Origin of the sequence: Gluconobacter sp. Dm-62 (assembly GCF_018256155.1) — a bacterium.
In the GTDB taxonomy this organism is placed as follows: Bacteria; Pseudomonadota; Alphaproteobacteria; order Acetobacterales; family Acetobacteraceae; genus Gluconobacter.
In genome coordinates this window covers 37,584-55,818 of record NZ_JAERLY010000017.1, presented here as the reverse complement: position 1 = coordinate 55,818, position 18,235 = coordinate 37,584, and the positions used below count along the sequence as shown (strand labels likewise).

At 61.5% G+C, this 18,235-nt stretch carries 21 protein-coding genes; 12 read left to right on the top strand and 9 right to left on the bottom strand.

The genetic code is table 11. The annotated features are described in order from the left end of the window. The 6 genes from JK202_RS13545 to JK202_RS13520 all read right to left on the bottom strand — a co-directional run. A partial coding sequence (locus tag JK202_RS13545) for an ArsB/NhaD family transporter (protein WP_283091808.1) occupies positions 1-398 on the bottom strand: 398 nt, incomplete at its 3' end. Continuing rightward, positions 398-820 (bottom strand): arsenate reductase (glutaredoxin), encoded by a 423-nt coding sequence (gene arsC, locus JK202_RS13540; RefSeq protein WP_062499621.1) that lies wholly within the window; start codon positions 818-820, stop codon positions 398-400. The genes arsC and JK202_RS13545, both read right to left, overlap by 1 nt. Beyond that, positions 817-1,170: a helix-turn-helix transcriptional regulator gene (locus JK202_RS13535; RefSeq protein WP_194255977.1), complete on the bottom strand. Its 354-nt coding sequence runs from the start codon at positions 1,168-1,170 to the stop codon at positions 817-819. Before JK202_RS13535 ends, arsC begins: the two co-directional genes overlap by 4 nt. A gap of 118 nt (positions 1,171-1,288) precedes the next feature. Beyond that, on the bottom strand, positions 1,289-1,534 hold the full coding sequence (locus JK202_RS13530) for a hypothetical protein (RefSeq protein WP_062106882.1): 246 nt from the start codon (positions 1,532-1,534) through the stop codon (positions 1,289-1,291). Next, positions 1,527-1,955, bottom strand: coding sequence for a type II toxin-antitoxin system VapC family toxin (locus JK202_RS13525; RefSeq protein WP_194265691.1), 429 nt, complete (start codon positions 1,953-1,955; stop codon positions 1,527-1,529). Before JK202_RS13525 ends, JK202_RS13530 begins: the two co-directional genes overlap by 8 nt. Beyond that, positions 1,955-2,209 (bottom strand): type II toxin-antitoxin system Phd/YefM family antitoxin, encoded by a 255-nt coding sequence (locus tag JK202_RS13520; RefSeq protein WP_064275564.1) that lies wholly within the window; start codon positions 2,207-2,209, stop codon positions 1,955-1,957. The genes JK202_RS13525 and JK202_RS13520 overlap by 1 nt, the downstream gene beginning before the upstream one ends. Positions 2,210-2,370: 161 nt before the next feature. Here JK202_RS13520 and JK202_RS13515 point away from each other — a divergent pair, with 161 nt between their 5' ends. Then, positions 2,371-2,559 carry a hypothetical protein gene (locus JK202_RS13515; RefSeq protein ID WP_064275565.1) on the top strand — a complete coding sequence of 63 codons (189 nt, stop codon included), beginning with the start codon at positions 2,371-2,373 and terminating at the stop codon, positions 2,557-2,559. Positions 2,560-2,628: 69 nt separating this feature from the next. Continuing rightward, complete coding sequence (locus JK202_RS13510) at positions 2,629-3,369, top strand: hypothetical protein (protein WP_232309400.1); 741 nt, start codon at positions 2,629-2,631, stop codon at positions 3,367-3,369. A 74-nt stretch (positions 3,370-3,443) separates the two neighbouring features. On the opposite strand, the gene JK202_RS13505 is transcribed toward JK202_RS13510, so the two are convergent. Then, entirely contained in the window at positions 3,444-3,890 is a 447-nt protein-coding gene (locus JK202_RS13505; protein ID WP_062499862.1) for a hypothetical protein, read from the bottom strand. A gap of 112 nt (positions 3,891-4,002) precedes the next feature. Here JK202_RS13505 and JK202_RS13500 point away from each other — a divergent pair, with 112 nt between their 5' ends. Beyond that, the gene (locus JK202_RS13500; protein WP_211561859.1) at positions 4,003-5,451 is read left to right on the top strand and encodes a site-specific integrase; all 1,449 of its coding nucleotides are present in this window, start codon (positions 4,003-4,005) and stop codon (positions 5,449-5,451) included. A gap of 227 nt (positions 5,452-5,678) precedes the next feature. After that, positions 5,679-6,608, top strand: a complete 930-nt coding sequence (locus tag JK202_RS13495) for a replication protein RepA (RefSeq protein WP_099282478.1) — start codon at positions 5,679-5,681, stop codon at positions 6,606-6,608. Between the two features lie 553 nt (positions 6,609-7,161). On the opposite strand, the gene JK202_RS13490 is transcribed toward JK202_RS13495, so the two are convergent. Continuing rightward, a complete protein-coding gene (locus JK202_RS13490) occupies positions 7,162-7,839 on the bottom strand; it encodes a ParA family protein (RefSeq protein WP_062499712.1) in 678 nt (225 codons plus the stop codon). Between the two features lie 705 nt (positions 7,840-8,544). Between JK202_RS13490 and JK202_RS13485 the strand changes: the two genes are divergently transcribed. Continuing rightward, positions 8,545-8,922 (top strand): hypothetical protein, encoded by a 378-nt coding sequence (locus tag JK202_RS13485; RefSeq protein ID WP_211561868.1) that lies wholly within the window; start codon positions 8,545-8,547, stop codon positions 8,920-8,922. Next, positions 8,919-9,890, top strand: a complete 972-nt coding sequence (locus JK202_RS13480) for a phosphoadenosine phosphosulfate reductase family protein (RefSeq protein ID WP_194263243.1) — start codon at positions 8,919-8,921, stop codon at positions 9,888-9,890. Before JK202_RS13485 ends, JK202_RS13480 begins: the two co-directional genes overlap by 4 nt. A 2-nt stretch (positions 9,891-9,892) precedes the next feature. Here JK202_RS13480 and JK202_RS13475 read toward each other — a convergent pair whose 3' ends face one another. Next, positions 9,893-10,390, bottom strand: a complete 498-nt coding sequence (locus tag JK202_RS13475; RefSeq protein ID WP_062106910.1) for a MucR family transcriptional regulator — start codon at positions 10,388-10,390, stop codon at positions 9,893-9,895. A 208-nt stretch (positions 10,391-10,598) separates the two neighbouring features. Here JK202_RS13475 and JK202_RS13470 point away from each other — a divergent pair, with 208 nt between their 5' ends. The 6 genes from JK202_RS13470 to JK202_RS13445 all read left to right on the top strand — a co-directional run bounded on the left by JK202_RS13470 (position 10,599) and on the right by JK202_RS13445 (position 18,196). Continuing rightward, positions 10,599-10,997, top strand: a complete 399-nt coding sequence (locus JK202_RS13470) for a hypothetical protein (RefSeq protein ID WP_249198893.1) — start codon at positions 10,599-10,601, stop codon at positions 10,995-10,997. A gap of 122 nt (positions 10,998-11,119) precedes the next feature. After that, positions 11,120-16,261: a DEAD/DEAH box helicase family protein gene (locus tag JK202_RS13465; RefSeq protein WP_211561858.1), complete on the top strand. Its 5,142-nt coding sequence runs from the start codon at positions 11,120-11,122 to the stop codon at positions 16,259-16,261. Positions 16,262-16,395: 134 nt separating this feature from the next. Next, positions 16,396-16,938, top strand: coding sequence for a hypothetical protein (locus JK202_RS13460; protein WP_211561857.1), 543 nt, complete (start codon positions 16,396-16,398; stop codon positions 16,936-16,938). After that, a complete protein-coding gene (locus JK202_RS13455; protein WP_211561855.1) occupies positions 16,935-17,276 on the top strand; it encodes a hypothetical protein in 342 nt (113 codons plus the stop codon). Before JK202_RS13460 ends, JK202_RS13455 begins: the two co-directional genes overlap by 4 nt. Further along, a complete protein-coding gene (locus JK202_RS13450) occupies positions 17,273-17,581 on the top strand; it encodes a hypothetical protein (RefSeq protein WP_141353766.1) in 309 nt (102 codons plus the stop codon). Before JK202_RS13455 ends, JK202_RS13450 begins: the two co-directional genes overlap by 4 nt. Positions 17,582-17,770: 189 nt before the next feature. Then, entirely contained in the window at positions 17,771-18,196 is a 426-nt protein-coding gene (locus JK202_RS13445; protein ID WP_211561853.1) for a hypothetical protein, read from the top strand. Positions 18,197-18,235 lie beyond the last annotated feature (39 nt).

Genomic DNA, 18,235 nt, shown 5'->3' with positions numbered 1-18,235 from the left:
GTATGGCTCAGGCGGAGTTGAGTGAAAATGGCAATGACAATGGGCGTGAGCAACAGGGCCGCGCCGTCATTGGCGAAAACCGCTGCAATGGCCGCTCCCAGCACCACGATCAGCGGGAATAGCGTCCGGCCTCGTCCTTTGCCCCAGCGCACGACGTGCAGGGCGGCCCAATGGAAGAACCCGGCCTCATCCAGCAATAGCGAGATGACGATCAGCGCGATAAAGGTGAAGGTCGCGTCCCAGACGATGTGCCAGACGACAGGAATGTCGTGCCAGTGGATCACTCCAGACGCCAGGGCCACGGCGGCACCTGCCATTGCGCTCCAGCCGATGCCCAGCCCCCGAGGCTGCCAGATGACAAAAACCAGTGTAGCAATGAAAATGGCAAGAGCCAGCATCAGACGATCCGTTTTCCGGCTTCATCGACGATCTTCGCGCCGTCTTCCTTGGCGAACGCGTCACGCTGGGGGTTGGGCAGGATGTCCAGAACCGTCTCGGACGGACGGCAGAGCGCAACACCGAGGGGGGTGACGACGATCGGCCGGTTCATCAGGATCGGATGTGCGATCATGGCGTCGAGCAGCGCATCGTTCGTCAGGGTCGGATTATCGAGGCCAAGTTCGTGAAAGGGCGTGCCCTTTTCCCGCAGGACCGAGCGCACCGGAACGCCCATACGGGCGATCAGATCGACCAGTTCCGCACGGCTGGGAGGCTTTTTCAGATATTCGATGATCCGGGGTTCTTCGCCGCTGTTGCGGATCAGTGCCAGAACGTTGCGCGACGTGCCGCAGGCCGGGTTGTGATAGATCGTGATGGTCATGAGCGGGCTTCCGGGGAGGGACAGCAGGAGGACAGGGTCGCGACTAGAGGCGCGCAGAGTTCGGGACTGCCCGCGCAGCAGTCCCTGACAAGGAAAAGCAGCAGGTCACGCAGGCGCGGAAGACAGGCGCGATAGACGATCAGCCGACTATCGCGTTGCGAGGTCAGCAGGCCGGCACGGGTCAGGGTGGCGAGGTGGGCCGAGATCGTGTTCTGTGGGACATTGAGATGCCGCGCGACATCTCCGGCGGGTAATCCGTCCGGCTCGTAGCGCACCAGCAGGCGAAAGATCTCCAGTCTTGTGGATTGCGACAGGGCGCTCAGGGCTGCGAGGGTAGATTCTGTATCCATATATCCGGTATTGTGGATGTATTGTCGTAAGTCAAGCTATCCTGTGTGAGGAAACGGAGATCACGACTGTCGGCTTCCTCAACTTTTCTGCTCAGACCAGACATTCCGCTTACCCCCCTTAGCGGACTTTCATTGCCTCATCTGCCCATAGGGCAATCTCACTTGCGGAGGGATTTTCAAGGTTCTCCGCTGCCTCAGCAGCGCTCGCTGCAAGACGATGCATCGTTACTGTCCAGGGGGCGTCTTCCGCTTCGTTCGGGAGGGCGGCGTTGATATACGCGCAGGCATCCACGAACTGCCTCAGTCCCTCGACGAACAGGGCTTCACAATCGGCCATGCTGCAGTCTTGCCGGTGATCAGTCATGCTGTGCTTTCCATGGATTGAGGAGTGGCACCCCCGAATACCGGAAATCATCCGTATTCCGTGTCACAACCGTCATGCCATGTACCAGGCCGGTCGCGGCGATAAGGGTGTCGCGCTCCGGGCCCGGATCCGGAACATGCAGGTGAGCGCAGCGGCGGGCGACCGCCAGATCGATGGGAAGTACCCGCTTCGAAAACTCGGGTAGCACGTAGTTCTCCAGCCAGTTCCGCAGAACGCTTCCCTGGGCGGGATCCCTGCGCTCGATCCGCATGACACCGACATCCAGCTCCATGACGGTGACGGCAGACAGGAAAAGGGTCTCGGCCTCCACCTGCTCTGCCCATCTGGCGACATTAGGGTCGGCCCTGCCCGCCCGCACCTTTCGCAGTTCGGAAACAACGTTCGTGTCCAGCAGGAACATCAGCCAAAGTCCGCGGGACGCAGGCCGAGGGTCATGGGCGTCGGATCGAAGTCGATATCTTCGGCACCAGGCAGGGCGAGTGCATCCGCGATCTTTCGCGGTCTGTGGGTCAGCCGGCGATAGTCGTCGATGCTCAGCAGAACATGCGCCGCCTTGCCGCGGTCGGTGATGAAGACAGGCCCCTCAACGGCAGCCTTTTTCGCCCGGGACGTGTCCTGGTTGAACTCACGACTGGAAAATGTGGTGACAGTCATCTCGGGAGCCTCCTGTTTCTTATGTAGCGACATTACTACAATGACGCAGGCAGCGCCACAGAAATCGGGCTCTTCCGGTCTGCACTCACAAACGGGCCAGCTAGTGTCCTTCACAGGGCAGGTGCCCGATCTGAAGCTGACATTCTGAACGGAGAAAGCCGATGAACACGATGGAGCATGGTGGTGCAATGGCAGTCGAGCGCGTCAAACGCCTCGTGGCGGAGGCGCGCAGCCGCACAGCCTCTTCGGAAAGCCCGCGGCCGAGGGACAGTTCCGTTGACGCGACTGAGGGAAACGCGAGCGTGGCCCCGAAGCGGGAGGGTGATCCGGGGTCGTCCCATCAGCATTGACGGGATATATCCCGAGTGCCTCGACATTCCCTCTTTCCACGGCGGCCATGCTCGGCCGTCCCTGTTATGGTGATTGCCTTGACGACACTCATTCCTCTTTGCGTCCCGTTTGAGCGCCGTAAGGAAGCAGCCCGGGGCGGTGCCACGTTCAACGGGGAGCAGAAGTGCTGGATGGCGCACCGGGACAAGCTCGACGCTCTATTGCCTTTCGTGCCTTACCGGTATCGGCCGGACCGCAAGGCCCCCTACATCCGCCCGTGGATGGTGCCGCAGGCTCTGTGGGGCTTTAATCTTCGCGCCTTCCTGGCGCCCGAAGACTGGAACCGGATCCGGAAGGATGCCTATGCGCGATCCGGATCCCGTTGCCGGGTGTGCGGAGGACGGGGTCCCCAATGGCCGGTCGAAGCTGACGAAGGATGGGCGTATGACGACGAGCGGCGGATCCAGACCCTCAAAGGGGTGATTTCTCTCTGTCCGGACTGCCATGGCGTGCGTCACTGGGGAAAGACCATGACCGAGGGCCGGCAGGATGCCGCTTTGGCCTGGATGGCAGAGGTGAATGGCTGGAACCACCCCGAAGCGGCGCGATGCGGAGACCAGGCCATGAAGCAGTGGCATACGCGCAGCCGCCATACCGACTGGCAGTGCGATATCTCCTGGGCAATCAGAACCTACAGTGTTGTGCCGATCAGGGACGGCGAAACGCTGGCCCGCGAGCTGAACCGGAAATTCGTGCGGCAGGCGCAGACGCGCGTTGGCATCAGGGCCGGGCACGTTACGCACATTGAACATCTGATCGGTGAGCGATAGGAAACAGATCACTCCCCTCCCCGCTCCGGCTGGAGGCCAGCGTCGCGGTCCAGACGGATGCCTGATCTGACCCGTTACAGGCGCAGAGGCGGGACCCCGGCCCGATACAGACCTTCGAACAGATCCCCGAGCGCCAGGCGCCGTCGCAAGGTCAGGCGTCGTTGAGCCAGATGATACATCCGGTCGTGCAGCAGATGGCAGCGCTGACAAAACGCGCGCAGATTGCGCAGCCGGTTGCTGGTGGGATCATGATTCAAATGGGCCGCTGCCAGAACCACCTTCGTCTGTCGTATTTGCAGATGCTCGATCAGGTCCGGAGGCGAGATGCGCCTGCCCCGGCCATTGAACCAGTGCCCCGTCTCCGGATGCTTCCACCGACCACCCGGCAGCACCTGAAGGTGATGTCCATGCGGCCGGCCGCAGCGCTGACAGACACCCCCTGCCCGCTCGAACCGCACCTGTCGGCTCAGCTCGGGCCAGTTGGGAGGATAAAGCGCTTTCAGTTCCGGTCGGATCGGCATTCAGTCTTCGTTAACACATTTCCGGTCTGTATTGGACAGGGTTTGTTCTCCTCTCTGCCCTGCCCCGGCTTCATGCTATCAGAAGCTAGGTTCTGGTTTCGCGGAGGCGTTCATGCTCAGCCATCTTCACATCGCAGGCTCGGCAAAGGCTGCCCGTGAGGCCGTCCTGGACCGGCTGGACCAGAAGACCCGGCAGCAGCTTCCTGCCGGCGATCTGACAGAAGCGGTAGCGCTTCTCTCGACCGGTCGCTTCTCCCCCCGTCTCTCTCTGGTCATTCGCGGCATCGAATACCGCGACAACGAATTTGCCGAAGACACGGTCCTGTCCACCGATGTCGAGACGGCGGAGGAGGCATTGGCCATCGCCAGTGCCCATCTGACCGCCCTGCCCTCCGGGCACGAACTGGCGATTGCTCTGGATCTCGAACCCGACCCGGTGTTCGTCGCCTGGCTCAGGCCGAAGGCCGCCAGACGGCGCAAGGCGGGATCGCAGGCGGCCACGCTGGCGCCGCTGGCCTCTCCTCTGGGTCAGCAGTCTGGCGCCGTCCTGCAGTGGTTCGACGCCCTGACCGACGAGGCCCTGCCCGACTATGACGGGACGCTGGTGACGGCGGAGCGCGCCTCGAAGACCTATTCCCGGGCGGCGAAGGCAGTGAACACACGCCGGACCTATCGCTCGGCCGTGCGCTCCTGGTGCGCATGGGCGGCAGGACATGCGCTCCCTGCCCTGCCCGCCCGCAGCGAGGATGTTGCCGCCTACCTGGCTGATCTTGCGCTGCAGAAGAAGCGGCCCGCGACGGTGGATCTGCACCGTGCCGCACTGCGCTATCTGCACCATGTTGCCCAGGTTCCCGTCCCGACCTCCCATGCCCTTGTGTCTGAAACGGTTGCAGGCATTCGCAGGACGTCAACGGAAAGTGCGTCCCGTCAGGTCAAGGGGCTGACCTGGGATCTGCTGAGCGAGGTCATCGAGCAGATCGATAGCACCGAGCTCGTGGGCGTCCGCGACAGGGCCATTCTTCTGCTCGGCTTTGCCGGCGCCCTCCGACGGTCCGAAGTGGCGGCGCTGTGCCTGGAGAATGTAGCGCTCGATGATGACGGGATGCGGATCCGGCTGGACCGGTCCAAGGGGGACCGGACCAGTCAGGGTGTCGAAGTCGCCATCCCGCGCGGCATTACTGCCCTGTGTCCGGTCCGGGCCTATGAAGCGTGGCTTCGGAAGGCGAAACTGGCCGACGCCAAGGGACCGGTTTTCCGGCGGGTGTGGCTCCCGCCTGCTGCCGAGGCCGGTCAGCCCCCTGCCCCGCCCGCGATGGGTTCAGAGGCGCTGTCTGACAGGTCTGTGGCTCGCATCATTCAGAAGCGCTGCCTGGATGCGGGAGTGACAGGCGATTTCAGTGGGCACAGCCTGCGACGCGGAGCGATCACCACAGGAGCTCGTGACGGCACGGATCTGGTCTCGCTCAAGCGTTTCTCGCGCCACCAAACCTTCGGCGTGGTGGAAAAATATATCGAGGTCGAGGACGCCATGACCAAGCATCCAGGGCGCAGTCGGTTTTGATAGAGTCGCCCACATGGAGCTGTGCACTTTTGTAGCTACGGCATGCACTTTTGAAGCGCCGATATATGAATGTGAGATAGGAAAACCGCCAGAAGATGGCGTTATCCCGTGCACTTTTGAAGCCTATACTAATAATAACTAATAAACCTAATAGCTCGTGCTTCAAAAGTGCACGCTGACAAACACGTCCCCCTTCACCATAGTCAAAACTAAGCGGAGAGACGGTGATGCAAACCCTACACAAAATCTTGCAGGACAACGGTCGGCAGGCCGCGCTCCAACTTGATATTGATCGTCAGGTCGTTGAGGCCGCCGCAGCATACATGGCTGACGAGCAAAATGGCGTAGGGTTTCTGTACTCCGGCTGGTGTCAGGCTGCATTGCCGCACCGGCGATTAGCTGATCATAAAGGATGGCAGCTCGAGAGCGACCAAGTCTGCCTGATTATTGAACCAGGAATGAAACGGGGCGCTGCAGGAGAACCGGTACCTGTAGGCGTGCCATACGGTAGCCGAGCCCGTTTAATACTCATATATCTACAGTCAGAAGCCATCAGGACAAACTCAAGAGATATTGAGCTCGGCAAAAGTCTTCGTGCTTGGATGGGAAGAATGAATATCCCCATTGGCGGTAAGAACCTTCAGATCGTCCGCGATCAAATGGAGCGAATATCAAGGTCTCGTTTGTCTTTTGAAGTGAAGAGAGGCGGAACTGTAGGTCTGACTAACCAAAATATCATGGATTCCGCCGTTTTCATGGATCCCTCTGCAGAGGGCGACAACGAGACCTACATGCACATGGCCCGCTTATCAGAGGGATTTTTTGATGGTCTTCGTCGTCATCCGGTGCCGCTCGACGAGGCAGCAATCAGGGCTCTAAGTAATAACAGTATGGCTCTGGATATCTATTCATGGCTTGCATACCGGTTACATTCCCTTAGTCGGCCCACTTCTATAACTTGGCATGGGCTGAAGGCACAATTCGGCCTAAATTTCGGGCAATTAAAGAATTTTAAAGCCCGTTTCTTGCCTAACCTACAGCTTGCATTAGCGGTTTACCCTGCTGCGAAGGTCCTTGAACAGGATGATGGCAAAGGAATTATACTATACCCAGGTCAGCCCCCTGTTGGAAAAAAAGCGATAAGCTTAAAGCTGTAGGATCTGTTTTGTGCCGTGCACTTTTGAAGCCACTGCCAGCGGTTTTGCTTCCCATTGACGTGCACTTTTGAAGCCTGCCTCTCTGCCATTCCTAAAAACTTCTCACGGCGCGCCTGTATGTAGGTGCGGACAGGCTAACCGTGCACTTTTGAAGCCCTGCAAAGGGAGGGGCTGTAAGTGTGCACTTTTGAAGCCCTGCTTTTCCAGCTCCCTCTCCTCTTCGGCTTACTCTGATCCGTTGAGAAGGCTTAGTAGATGACGGACAAAGTCTTCCGTATTCGGAAATGCCTGAGCTCGCTCTAAAAACTGAGCCTTAGTTTCGGGACGAAGCTTGATGTTTAGTTGTGCTGTCCGCCCGCTTTTTCTCAGGGAACGGCCGTCAATGTTTACCTTATCTGATCTGCCTGTGAAGCCCGCCTGTGCGGCATCCGCAATCGCGGCTGAGGTTGTACTCTTATCGATTTTCGGGCGGCGCGGCGTAATTGAGTCAACAGCTGCACCGAAATCGATTCTAGCCGCCTTCCGTGGTTCATCCATCGTCACTTACTCCATCTCAAGCGTGCTGTTCGGCTGTTTGTACGAGCACGTCCCGAACCTCCGTTGCGAATGCTTCAGCGTTCTCGATAGCTACAGCCGGGTTGCGAACCTCCTTAGGTGACAGATCGTAAATTGTGCCACCCAGGCGAAATGGTGCTTTAAATGCAGACCTCTCAACCAACGAAGTACCCATCATGGGAATACCGTTTTCATCGAGCTGCTGTTTGATCTCGCGCATGCCCTTGTCGGTGATAATCGGAGATGTTTGTGCGAAGAATACTCGAAAAGGTATGGTTCGTTTGAATACGGTTTCTTGCCTCTTGATGAGCTTGATAATGCTGGCAGCCTCGTCCGCATCTAATTGACTTCCCTTCATAGGGATTAGCGCGAGATCAGCCCGCCCTAAGCCAACACTGACCTCGACGTTTTTGCTTCCTTCGAGATCGACAATGACGAAAGGATCAGACGCATTGTCGACGACCTCCGCAACGTCACTTCCCAAAGCAGATACCACCGTCAGGGCGGCAGGAACCGCATCGGGAAACCTTTCTGCCCATCGGCAGAGAGGAGCATTGGGATCGGCGTCGACCAATGTTGTTTTTACCTCATTAGCGGCGAGCACCGAGGCCAGTGTCAATGCAGAGGTCGTCTTACCTACGCCTCCCTTGCTGCTCGCAAACACAATGATCGGCATTTTTGTTTCCTTCCAGAGATCGTGCCGTAGCTGGAACTAAGCCTGTGAACTATGCTGGATATATATATGCTACCCGCTACCGTCAAGATAGCGGATAGCCGAGACGTAGCCGCTACCGACAAGATAGCCGCTACCCTCTCGTCTTTTGGGTATCGGACTGGAAGATCCGGAGGCTGGGGAGAGATCCCGTCTCTGCGGTAGTCCGTGGGTAGCGGCTATCCATTATAGCTCGGTAGCGGGTAGCGGACTGGAAGAGCCGAAGGCCGGGGGGAGATCCCTTCCCTGCGGTAGTCTGTGGGTAGCGGCTATCCGTTATAGCTCGGTAGCGGGTAGCGGACCGGAAGATATGGAGGCCGGGGGGAGATCCCTTCCCTGCGGTAGTCTGTGGGTAGCGGCTATCCGTTATAGCTCGGTAGCGGCTACCAGAGCCTCATGGCTATTGCCCAACGTCGCGGGTCATCTCACTCTGTGAGCGGCGAGGAGGAAGGGAGAACTGTAGAAAAGAAGGGAGAATAAGGCGCTGCCTTTCGGTCGCCCGCGCCGCAACAGGTGGGTCGCCGTCCGTCCTCCCCATGCTCGCCGGCTGCGCCGCCTGCGCGTGGGTCCGGATGACGCCGATCCTGCCGCTGCGCGGCACTGTTGCACCCCGGTCGCCCGAAAGGTCGTCGCAAGGATGTTTGAAGAATCAGAGATGGATCGAGCATCATGCGACGCTACCAGTTTCCCTATATCCCAACCCCCCGTGGCCGGCCTCCGATGCGCTGGACCGACACGCAGGAGCCTACAACCTGCCGCCGCTGTAACATGCACTGGGAGGACGGCGATCCCGCACTCACGATTGCCTGCACGGGCTGCGGTGGACCTGCGGATGAGCCGTGCCGCCGCAGATCAGGTGGCAATGAGCGTGTGTGCGCCTGTCGCGACGAAGCGGCGGTCCAGATGGAGCTGCTGACACGTTGTGAGGGACTGACCTGGGACGGTCGCCACGAAAAGCCGCTGCTGCTGCGGGAGCGCCCGATCGCCCACGCCCTGATGTGCCGCTCTGTGCGGACAGGCGCCCCGGTCAGTCGGTGGACATCATGAGCCCGGATCTCGCGTCCTATGACAGCATCATTGTCGCAGTGTCGGGAGGCAAGGATGGCACGGCCTGTCTGCTCGCCCTGCTGGAAGCCGGTGCTCCGGCCGAACGCATCGAGTTGTGGCACCACGATGTGGACGGGGAGGGGGGATCCTTCATGGACTGGCCCTCCACTGCTCCGTATGTCGAAGCCCTGGCTCGCGACTTCGGACTGCCACTCTATCGGTCCTGGCGAGAGGGTGGCTTCGAGCGCGAGATGCTGCGCCACGATATGCCGACCGCGCCCGTGGTCTTCGAGACCCCGGAGGGGCGCGTCGTCGCCGGCGGGGAGGGCCAGAACGGAACCCGGCTGCGCTTTCCCCAGGTCTCGGCCAGCCTCTCCGTGCGCTGGTGTTCGGCAAGCCTCAAAGTCGACGTAGCCGATCGTGCCGTTCGCGGACAGGACCGGTTCCTCAACCGCCGTACCCTGGTCGTGACAGGCGAGCGTGCTGAAGAGAGTCCCGCACGGGCTCGATATGCGGCCTTTGAGCCTCACCGTACCGACACGAGAAACGGGACGCGTCGTCGTCGCCATGTCGATCACTGGAGGCCGGTACATCAGTGGTCCGAAGCAGAGGTCTGGGCGATCCTGGAGCGCTGGCGCGTCATGCCAGCCTATCCATATCAGGTTGGATTTTCGCGCCTGTCCTGCGCGTTCTGCATCTTCGGCAATGCAGACCAGTTCGCCACCCTGAAATGGATGGATGCGAACCGGTTTGCGAAACTGGTTGGATATGAAAAAGACTTCGGCTGCACGATCAAACGTGACAGGGGGCTCGCGCAGCTGTCGTCCGAAGGGACGGTTTATGAAGCGGCCCGGTCGCGGCCCGATCTGGTCGCAGCCTGCCTGTCAGACCGCCCGTTACAGACGGTTCTGACAGAAAACTGGACTCTCCCGGCCGGTGCCTTCGGTAACGGAGGAGGGCCCCTCTAGTTTCAGGCGCGGGCCGGACGGCCCCGCCGTTTTTCGGGGAGCTTCTTTACCGGAGGGAGGTCTTCTTCCTGAGGCGCAGAAGCGCGGGTTCTGGAGCCCAGGCCGATTTCCCGGGCAAGAGCTGCGCGCTGTGCGGAATAGCCGGGAGCGACCATCGGATACTCCGGGGGCAGACCCCAGCGGGCGCGGTATTCATCAGGCGTCATGTTGTACGCCGTTTTGAGATGACGACGGAGCATCTTCAGCTTTTTCCCGTCTTCCAGACAGATGATGTAGTCCGGGAAAACCGACTTCTTCGGATTGACCACGGGAACTGGCGCCTCTTCGGCCGCAGCCTCGGAGACCGCCGGAACGGTCAGGGCCGTGTGGACGGAACGGATCAGGCCCGGGAGCCCATCGGGCGCGACATCGTTTCTTGAGAGATAGGCGGCCACGATTTCGGCCGTCAGGGAACGCAGGTCAGAGTGAGGGGGCTCTGTGGCGGGTGTCAGGTCAGTCATGAAATCCCTCAGTGTAATGATGGTGAGCTGTAAATCGTTTCTGTGAACGGTGACTGCAAGTCAGCCACGACAATACATTACTCCGGTTAACAGCGTCTTCACACTTGCCGCATGGTTTTTTTCCGACCTGCAGAAGAGCCGAAAGCAAAAGAAAAAAGAAAAAAGAAAAAGAGGGAAGGGAAGAAGGGGGGCACCACGGGATCGCCCTGTGCGGCAAGGGGTGGGTCCGTCCGTGTCCTCGCTGGCGCTGCGGGCCGGGCGGTCCCGACGCTGGCGCGTCGCCCTTGCCCCCCAGCACGACGCCGCGGTTGCCGGAGAGGGTCAGGAAAGGAGAAAGACGACGATGCCGAGCTTGGCCCTTACGTCCCCAGATACACAGTCGCAGTTCAGTCTGGTTCAGGCCCATCAGGAAGGCTGGACCATCCTCGAAGGCTGCGGTCCCGAAAGCATGGACACCCAGATCCGAGGCGTCACCTGTTCGGACCAGCACGCCTGGTGGCGGGTGTCACAGAAGGCGCGCTGCGGTTCCGAATACCATCGCGAGGCTCTCGCGCGCCTTTCCGACAATGAACGCGAGCAGATCAGCCTTCGGTTCGGACCGCTCTGATCCCCTGATGCCGCACGCCTGAGCCGGGCGCGGCCCCTCGCGCAGTTCCACCATTCAGTTTTTCTGGCCACCCGGTCTGCCGAGCGCAGCACCGGGCGCGGCCGCTTGTCCGGAGTATTCCCATGAGCAAGGCACAGCTTAGCTTCTTCGACACATCCGCCCTCGGCGGCGCGAACGCCAATCTTTTCTGGGGTGAACTGCCTGGAGACAAGGCGCTTGAAGAGGCAGCAAAGGTCGTTGCGCAGGCCGCCAGCACTCCGGTTATCGCGCCAAAGATTGACTTCCGTCTCTGTGGCACACGCGACCTGTCCCAGGGCTGGAAAGCGCGCGCACGGGACAACCTTGCCGCCATCCGTCTTCTGACCGAACTGGAGACCGAGGGGCGCAATGCAACGCCGTCCGAGCAGGCTTTGCTGGCGAAGTTTACGGGATTTGGAGCCGGGGAGCTGGCCAACAGCCTGTTCCCCCGTCCGGGCGAAGCCTTCCGTCAGGGCTGGGAAGAGATCGGGGTGCAGCTTGAGACGCTGACGAGCCAGCAGGAGCGGGCCGGACTGGCGCGGGCCACGCAGTACGCCCATTACACGCCGGAACTGATCGTGCACGCGCTGTGGGATCTGGTGGCGCAGATGGGGTTCCGCGGCGGACGTGCGCTGGAGCCGGGCTGTGGCACGGGTCTGTTCATGGGCGCGATCCCAGAGAAACTTGCCCCGAAGACGGCCTGGACGGCGATCGAGAACGACCCTCTGACGGCCCGCATCGCCCGCAAGCTGTTTCCGAACCAGTGGGTGCGGTCTGAAGACTTCACGACGGCGAAGATTGCCGAGCAGTTCGACCTCGCCATCGGCAACCCGCCGTTCAGCAACCGCACGGTGCGCGGCACGGACGAACTGGGACGGCTTGGCCTGTCCCTGCATGACTACTTCATCGCACGCTCCGTCTCCCGCCTGCGCCCCGGTGCCATGGGTCTGTTCGTGACGTCACGCTGGACGATGGACAAGCGCGACGCCACTGCACGCCGGCACCTGTTCGAAACGGCGGACCTGGTCGGGGCGGTCCGCTTGCCGGCTGGCGCGATGCGCGATGATGCTGGGACTGACGTGGTCGTGGACGTGCTGGTCCTGCGCCGTCGCGAGATCGGAGACAGCCCGGGCGACACCGCCTGGCTGGACGTTGCGGACCTGCCCGACACCGACGAGGGGGAGGGACCGCTCAGCATCAACCGCTATTTTGCGGAGAACGGTCAGCAGGTGCTCGGTCGGCACGGCTGGACGAGCGGACAGTTCGGGCCGGAATACACCTGCGCGGCGAACCCGATGCTGATGCTCGACGACGCCCTGCCGAGCGCGCTCTTCCGTCTCGCCGCGCTGGCACGCTTCCCGGTGCCGCAGACGCTCGACGTCGAGGCGCTGCGGGAAAGCCGACGTGCGGATGTCGGCACGGCAGGGGAGGGGGCGAGCCTCAAGGAAGGCAGCTACTTGATCGAGAAGGGGGCCCTGCACCAGATCATTGACGGCCAGTCGGTGCCGGTGAAGGTCAAGAAAGGCGAGCAGAAGGACGGTATTTTCCAAAAGCACGCGCGTATCATCGAAGGCCTGATCCCGGTCCGTGATGCCGCCCGTTCGGTCCTGCGCGCCCAGGTGGAGAACCTGCCTTACAGCGCGCTCCAGGCGGACCTCAAGCGCGCCTATCAGTCCTTTGTGCGACAGTTCGGGCCGATCAACCTGACGCTGACCAGCACGCGCATTGATCCCAGGACCGGGGACGAGAGCATCACGCAGCGGCGTCCGAACCTCCAGCCCTTCTACGACGATCCGGACGTCTGGCTGGTCAGCTCGATTGAGGAGTACGACGAGGACCGGCAGGTCGGCACACAGGGGCCGCTGTTCTCCGAGCGTGTGATCCAGGCAACGCTGGAGCCGGAGGTGCACAGCGCCCATGACGCGCTTGCGGTCTGCCTGCATGAGACGGGTGTCGTGGAGATCCCGCGCATTGCCGAACTGCTGGGGCGGTCCGAGGACGAGGTCATCGCCGAGCTGGGCAGTGCCATCTACCTCGATGCCGGACGCAGCCAGCCCGGACGCGATGTCTGGGTGCCAGCCGACGAGGCGCTGTCAGGCGCGGTGCGCACGAAGCTGGCGGAGGCCCGCAAGGCCGCTGAGACTGATCCCCGCTTCGCCCGCACCGTGGCCGCGCTGGAAGAGGCCCAGCCCGAGGATCTGCGGCCGAGTGACATTACAGCCCGTCTGGGCGCGCCGTGGATCCCAACCGCCGACATCGAGGGCTTCATCGCCGAGGTGATCGGGGTCGAGGCCGGCGTGTGGCACACCAAGGAGGTGGCGTCCTGGACGTTGGACAAGGGACCGTTCCGGGGCAAGGCTGAAGCGACGTCCGTCTGGGGCACCGAACGCCGTCCCGCAGGGGAACTGATCGAGGATGCGCTCAATCAGGCCATTCCGCAGATCTGGGACACCTGGCGCGACGAGAACGGCGAGCACCGGCAGCTGAATGCCCAGGAGACCGAGGCCGCCAAGGAAAAGCTCGCCGCCATCAAGACGTCCTTCCAGGCCTGGGTGTGGCAGGATCCAGAGCGCGCCGAGCGTCTGGTGCGGCTGTATAACGACACCTACAACAACCTCGTCCCCCGCGCCTTTGACGGCTCGCATCTGCAGTTGCCCGGGGCCAGCACCACGATCCAGCTGCGCGCGCACCAGAAGCGGGTGGTCTGGCGCATCATCGCCACGGGAAACACTTACATGGCGCATGCCGTGGGATCGGGAAAAACCTTCTCGATGTGCGCGGCGATCATGGAGCAGCGCCGTCTTGGCCTGATCTCGAAGGCCATGGTTGTGGTGCCGGGACACTGTCTGGCGCAGATGGCCCGCGAGTTCCTGATGCTCTACCCGACCGCGAAGATCCTGGTGGCGGACGAGACGAACTTTGTGAAGGCGAAGCGCCAGCGCTTTCTCGCCCGTGCGGCCACGGGTCAGTGGGATGCGATCATCATCACGCATGATGCCTTCAAGTTCATTCCGGTCGAGACCAAGTTCGAGCAGGCGATGATCGAGGCGCAGATCGCGTCTTACGAAAGCCTGCTGTGCGAGATCGACGCCGACGACCGCATCTCCCGCAAGCGCATCGAGCGCATGAAGGAGGGAATGAAAGCGAAGCTGGACGGGCTGGCCAGCCGCAAGGACGATCTGGTTCATCTCGGCGAGATCGGCATCGACCAGATCCTCGTGGACGAGGCGCAGCAGTTCCGCAAGCTCAGCTTCGGTACGAACCAGTCCAGCCTCAAAGGGGTCGATCCGAATGGCAGCGGTCGTGCCTGGGACCTGTACGTCAAGGCCCGCTATCTCAGCCGTCTCAACCCCGGTCGCGAGCTAATCATGGCCTCGGGCTCGCCGATTACGAACACCCTGGGCGAGATGTACAATGTGCAGCGCTTCCAGCAGATCGACGCCCTGATCGAGCGTGGCCTGCATGAGTTCGACGCCTGGGCTGCCAATTTCGGGGAGACCCGCACGGAACTCGAGCTTCAGCCGAGCGGGCTGTACAAGCCTGTGACGCGGTTTGCGGAGTTCGTGAACGTGGCCGATCTGATGGCCATGTACCGGCATTTTGCGGACGTCGTGCAGCAGGACGACCTGCGCCAGTACGTGAAGCTGCCTGAAATCGCCACGGGCAGCCGACAGATCGTGGTCGCAGACAGCGGACCCGCCTTCCGCGATTACCAGAAGGAGCTGGAAGCGCGGATCAAGGTGATCGAGGAGCGCAAGGGCAAGCCTGAAAAAGGGCAGGACATCATCCTGTCCGTGATCAACGATGCGCGTCATGCCGCGATTGATCTGCGCTTTGTCCGACCTTCGGAGGACAATGACACCAGCAACAAGCTGAACGTCATGATCGCGAGGGTCTTCGACATCTGGAAGGCGACGAGCGAGAACCGCTACACCGATCCCGACACCGGCAAGCCGTATGACCTGCCCGGGGCCGTGCAGATGATCTTCTCGGATCTGGGCACGGAAGCGGCGCTGGAGAAACGGGGCTTCTCGGCCTATCTGTGGATCCGCGACGAGCTGATGCGGATGGGTGTGCCGCGCGAGCAGATCGCCTTCATGCAGCACTACAAAAAGAGTGCGGCCAAGCAGGGACTGTTCCGGGATCTCAATTCCGGGCGCAAACGCATCCTGATCGGCTCGAGTGCGACAATGGGCACGGGCGTGAACGCACAGCAGCGTCTGATTGCCCTGCACCATCTGGATGTGCCCTGGCTGGTGGCCGACATTATCCAGCGTGAGGGACGGATCGAACGCCAGGGCAACCAGAACCCGGTCATCCAGATTTACGCCTACGCCCTGAAAGGCTCGGTGGATGCCACGAACTGGCAGCTTCTGGAGCGCAAGCAGCGCTTCCTGTGTCTGGCCATGTCGGGAGACCGGTCGATCCGCCGTCTGGAGGATATCGGCGAGAGTGCGAACCAGTTTGCCATGGCGAAGGCACTCGCTTCGGGCGACGAGCGCCTGATGAAAAAGGCGGGACTGGAAGCGGAGCTGGCCCGTCTGCGTCGTCTCAAGGCCGCCCATTACGACGACCAGTTCAACGTGCGTCGCGCGATCGAGCGGGCCGAGCGTGATCAGAGGGTGGCCGAAGCCGTTATTCCGAAGATCCGGGCGGATATCGCGAAACGCCAGTCGACACGGGGGGAGGCGTTCCAGCTTGTGCGCAAGTCGGATGTGCTGACCGAGCGGCAGGATGCCGGCAGGTGGCTGATGGGTCAGGCGCGCACCGCCAAGCGTGCCGAGCAGAAAGGCCGGTGGAAACTCGGCGAGATCGGCGGGTTCGAGCTGGTGTGTGAGACCTGGGGTTCGACCTTCATGGGTGAGACCGAATGGGAGGCGACCATCGCCATCGTGGCCGAGGACCGGATGATCGGGATCGATTTTGATCACGACACCGCCCCGCTCGGGTTCATCGCCCGCATCGAGAACACCCTGCTGCGCTTCGATAGCGAGCTTGCGGATGCGCAGCGGCTGCTGGCCGAGACGGAGCGTAAACTGCCCGGCTATCGCGCCCGTGACGGGATGCCGTTCCGCGAGGCCGCACTCCTGGAGGAGAAGGAGGAGGAAATGGCGGCTCTAGAGGCGGATCTGGCCGAGGATACAGCGCGGCGGGAGGCCGAGGCTTCCGAGGCTCTGGCCGCGATGGAAAGCCTGAGCGTCAACGACAATGGGGAAGAAGACGAAGAAGCAGAGACGGCAGCATAGGGAGAGGAGAAGGGGCGGGCATGGCCCGCCCGGTGCGGCAAGGCTCAGGCCGGGCGCGCTGGCGCGCGGCCTTGCCACACCGGACAGTCCCTGCATCCGCGGAGAGGTTGAAAGAGAGATCAGAGGAAGAGAGCATGTCCTATCGTATCGTCTATGACCTCGCCGCCGTGCGACTTCCGGCAGCGACCCTGCGCCCTTATGTCGCGGATAGCAGCTTTCATGCCGATCAGTACCTGCTGATGGAACTGGGTGGCGATAACAATGTCTATGAGGGGCGGGGCTCGCTGCGCGCGAGAAGCTGGTCCCTGATTGGGGCGGGACAGAACTGGGAGATCATGCGTCAGGTGGTGCAGTACGCTGCCTCTTGTGAGGGCGGCGGAATGCGCTTCTCCGGTGCCAGTGAGACGCAGGCAGAAACCTATATTCGCAAGTGCCGGACTGTTTTGCGGGATGCCGTGGCCGCGCTGTCCGCTATCAAGGCCCCGGAGATGACAGGTGAAACCCCGGTGTGGTCCTGGCTGAACCTGCTGCGTGACCCAAAGGATGCAGCCATCTTTCTGGCATACTCCAATCTGGATGACGCTCCTGTCTATAACCGGGCGACAGTTTATGGACCATGTCACGAGCGCCACTCCATCATGAAAGGTCTGACCCCATTTGTGGAGTGCGCGGCATGAGCCGGACGGACAAGGCCATCATTTCCAAGGTTCTGTGCGGTGTGAACGTGGAGATTTTCACCTATCCGAATGGTGAGGCTCTTCTGCGCACCGTGGACAGCTATCCCGTCAACGGGAATGACTGGCACGGGCCATACAAGGATGCGACCTGCGCGGAAGCCGATTTCGTGGACCGCAACGCGCCGCCCGTAATTACCCCGGAGGATCTGCAACGGGGCCGCCGGAATGGGACTATTGCCCAGACTCTTGAGGGCGTCGAGATGATGCTGACCTTGGATCGCTGGACAGGGGGCAGTTGTCTGACGTCGTTCATTGTCCGGCCGGAGGCCCGGGCATGAGCGAAGTCCTGCCCACGTCCGCAGGCCCCGTCTGCCGGCACCTGGATCTCAGTACCGGGCATCTTCCGCTCGCAGAGCGCGATGCGTGCGAGCTTTATCTCAGCAGCGGGGGCACAGCAGGCCGAAGTTGCCTTGGTGGGCCTTATGGCTGGATGATCTATGTGCCCACTGAGGCGGAGGACGTCCCGCAGGATGTGTCTCCCGAACTGGCTGCCCTGATGGTGCGGGCGCGGGAGCAGAACTGCCATTACATCCACTTCGATCGGGACGGGTCGATCGACGAGACGCTGCCTTTTTACGACTGAACCGCCACCGCCTTGCCTGCCCAAGGAAGAAGAAAAGGGGGCAGGAAAACAAACGGAAAAGAGAGAGGGAGCCGCCACAGGTCGCGGCTTCGCGCAAGGCTCAGGCCGGGCGCGCTGACGCGCGGCCTTGCGCGAAGCCACGCCCCGTGCCCGCGCCGAGATCATCACGACAGAAAAAAGGAGACAGGCGTGTCAGACCCGACAGGACAACCCGCGGCCGAAGTGGCGCTCAGAGCAAACCTGACGCTGATCTTTGACGCGATGCAGGCGCATGGCGTGAAGGCGGTCAAAGTTGAGTACGAGGCCAAGGAAGGCTGGTGGACAACGCTTCATGTGACAGCGGACGACAGTCCGGATCTGTTCGAAGACCTGTCCCTTGAGAAGGCCGTTGCAGCGCTTGGACCTGACCAGACGATTGCCCCTCTGTTTCCGAACAGCTTTGACCTTGTGGTCTGGCACTGCGTCGAAACCGTTATCCGGCGCGTGCAGGCCGATTACGACAACGATGAAGACGGGTCTTACGGCACGGCCACGCTGACGCTGGAAACACGGCAGCTTGAGGTCGAGCATATCGAGCGTGTGGTCTCCCATCTCGCGCACAGCCTGACCGCCTGACGTCTCCCCCACGATACCTTTTCGACACCCTTACGACAT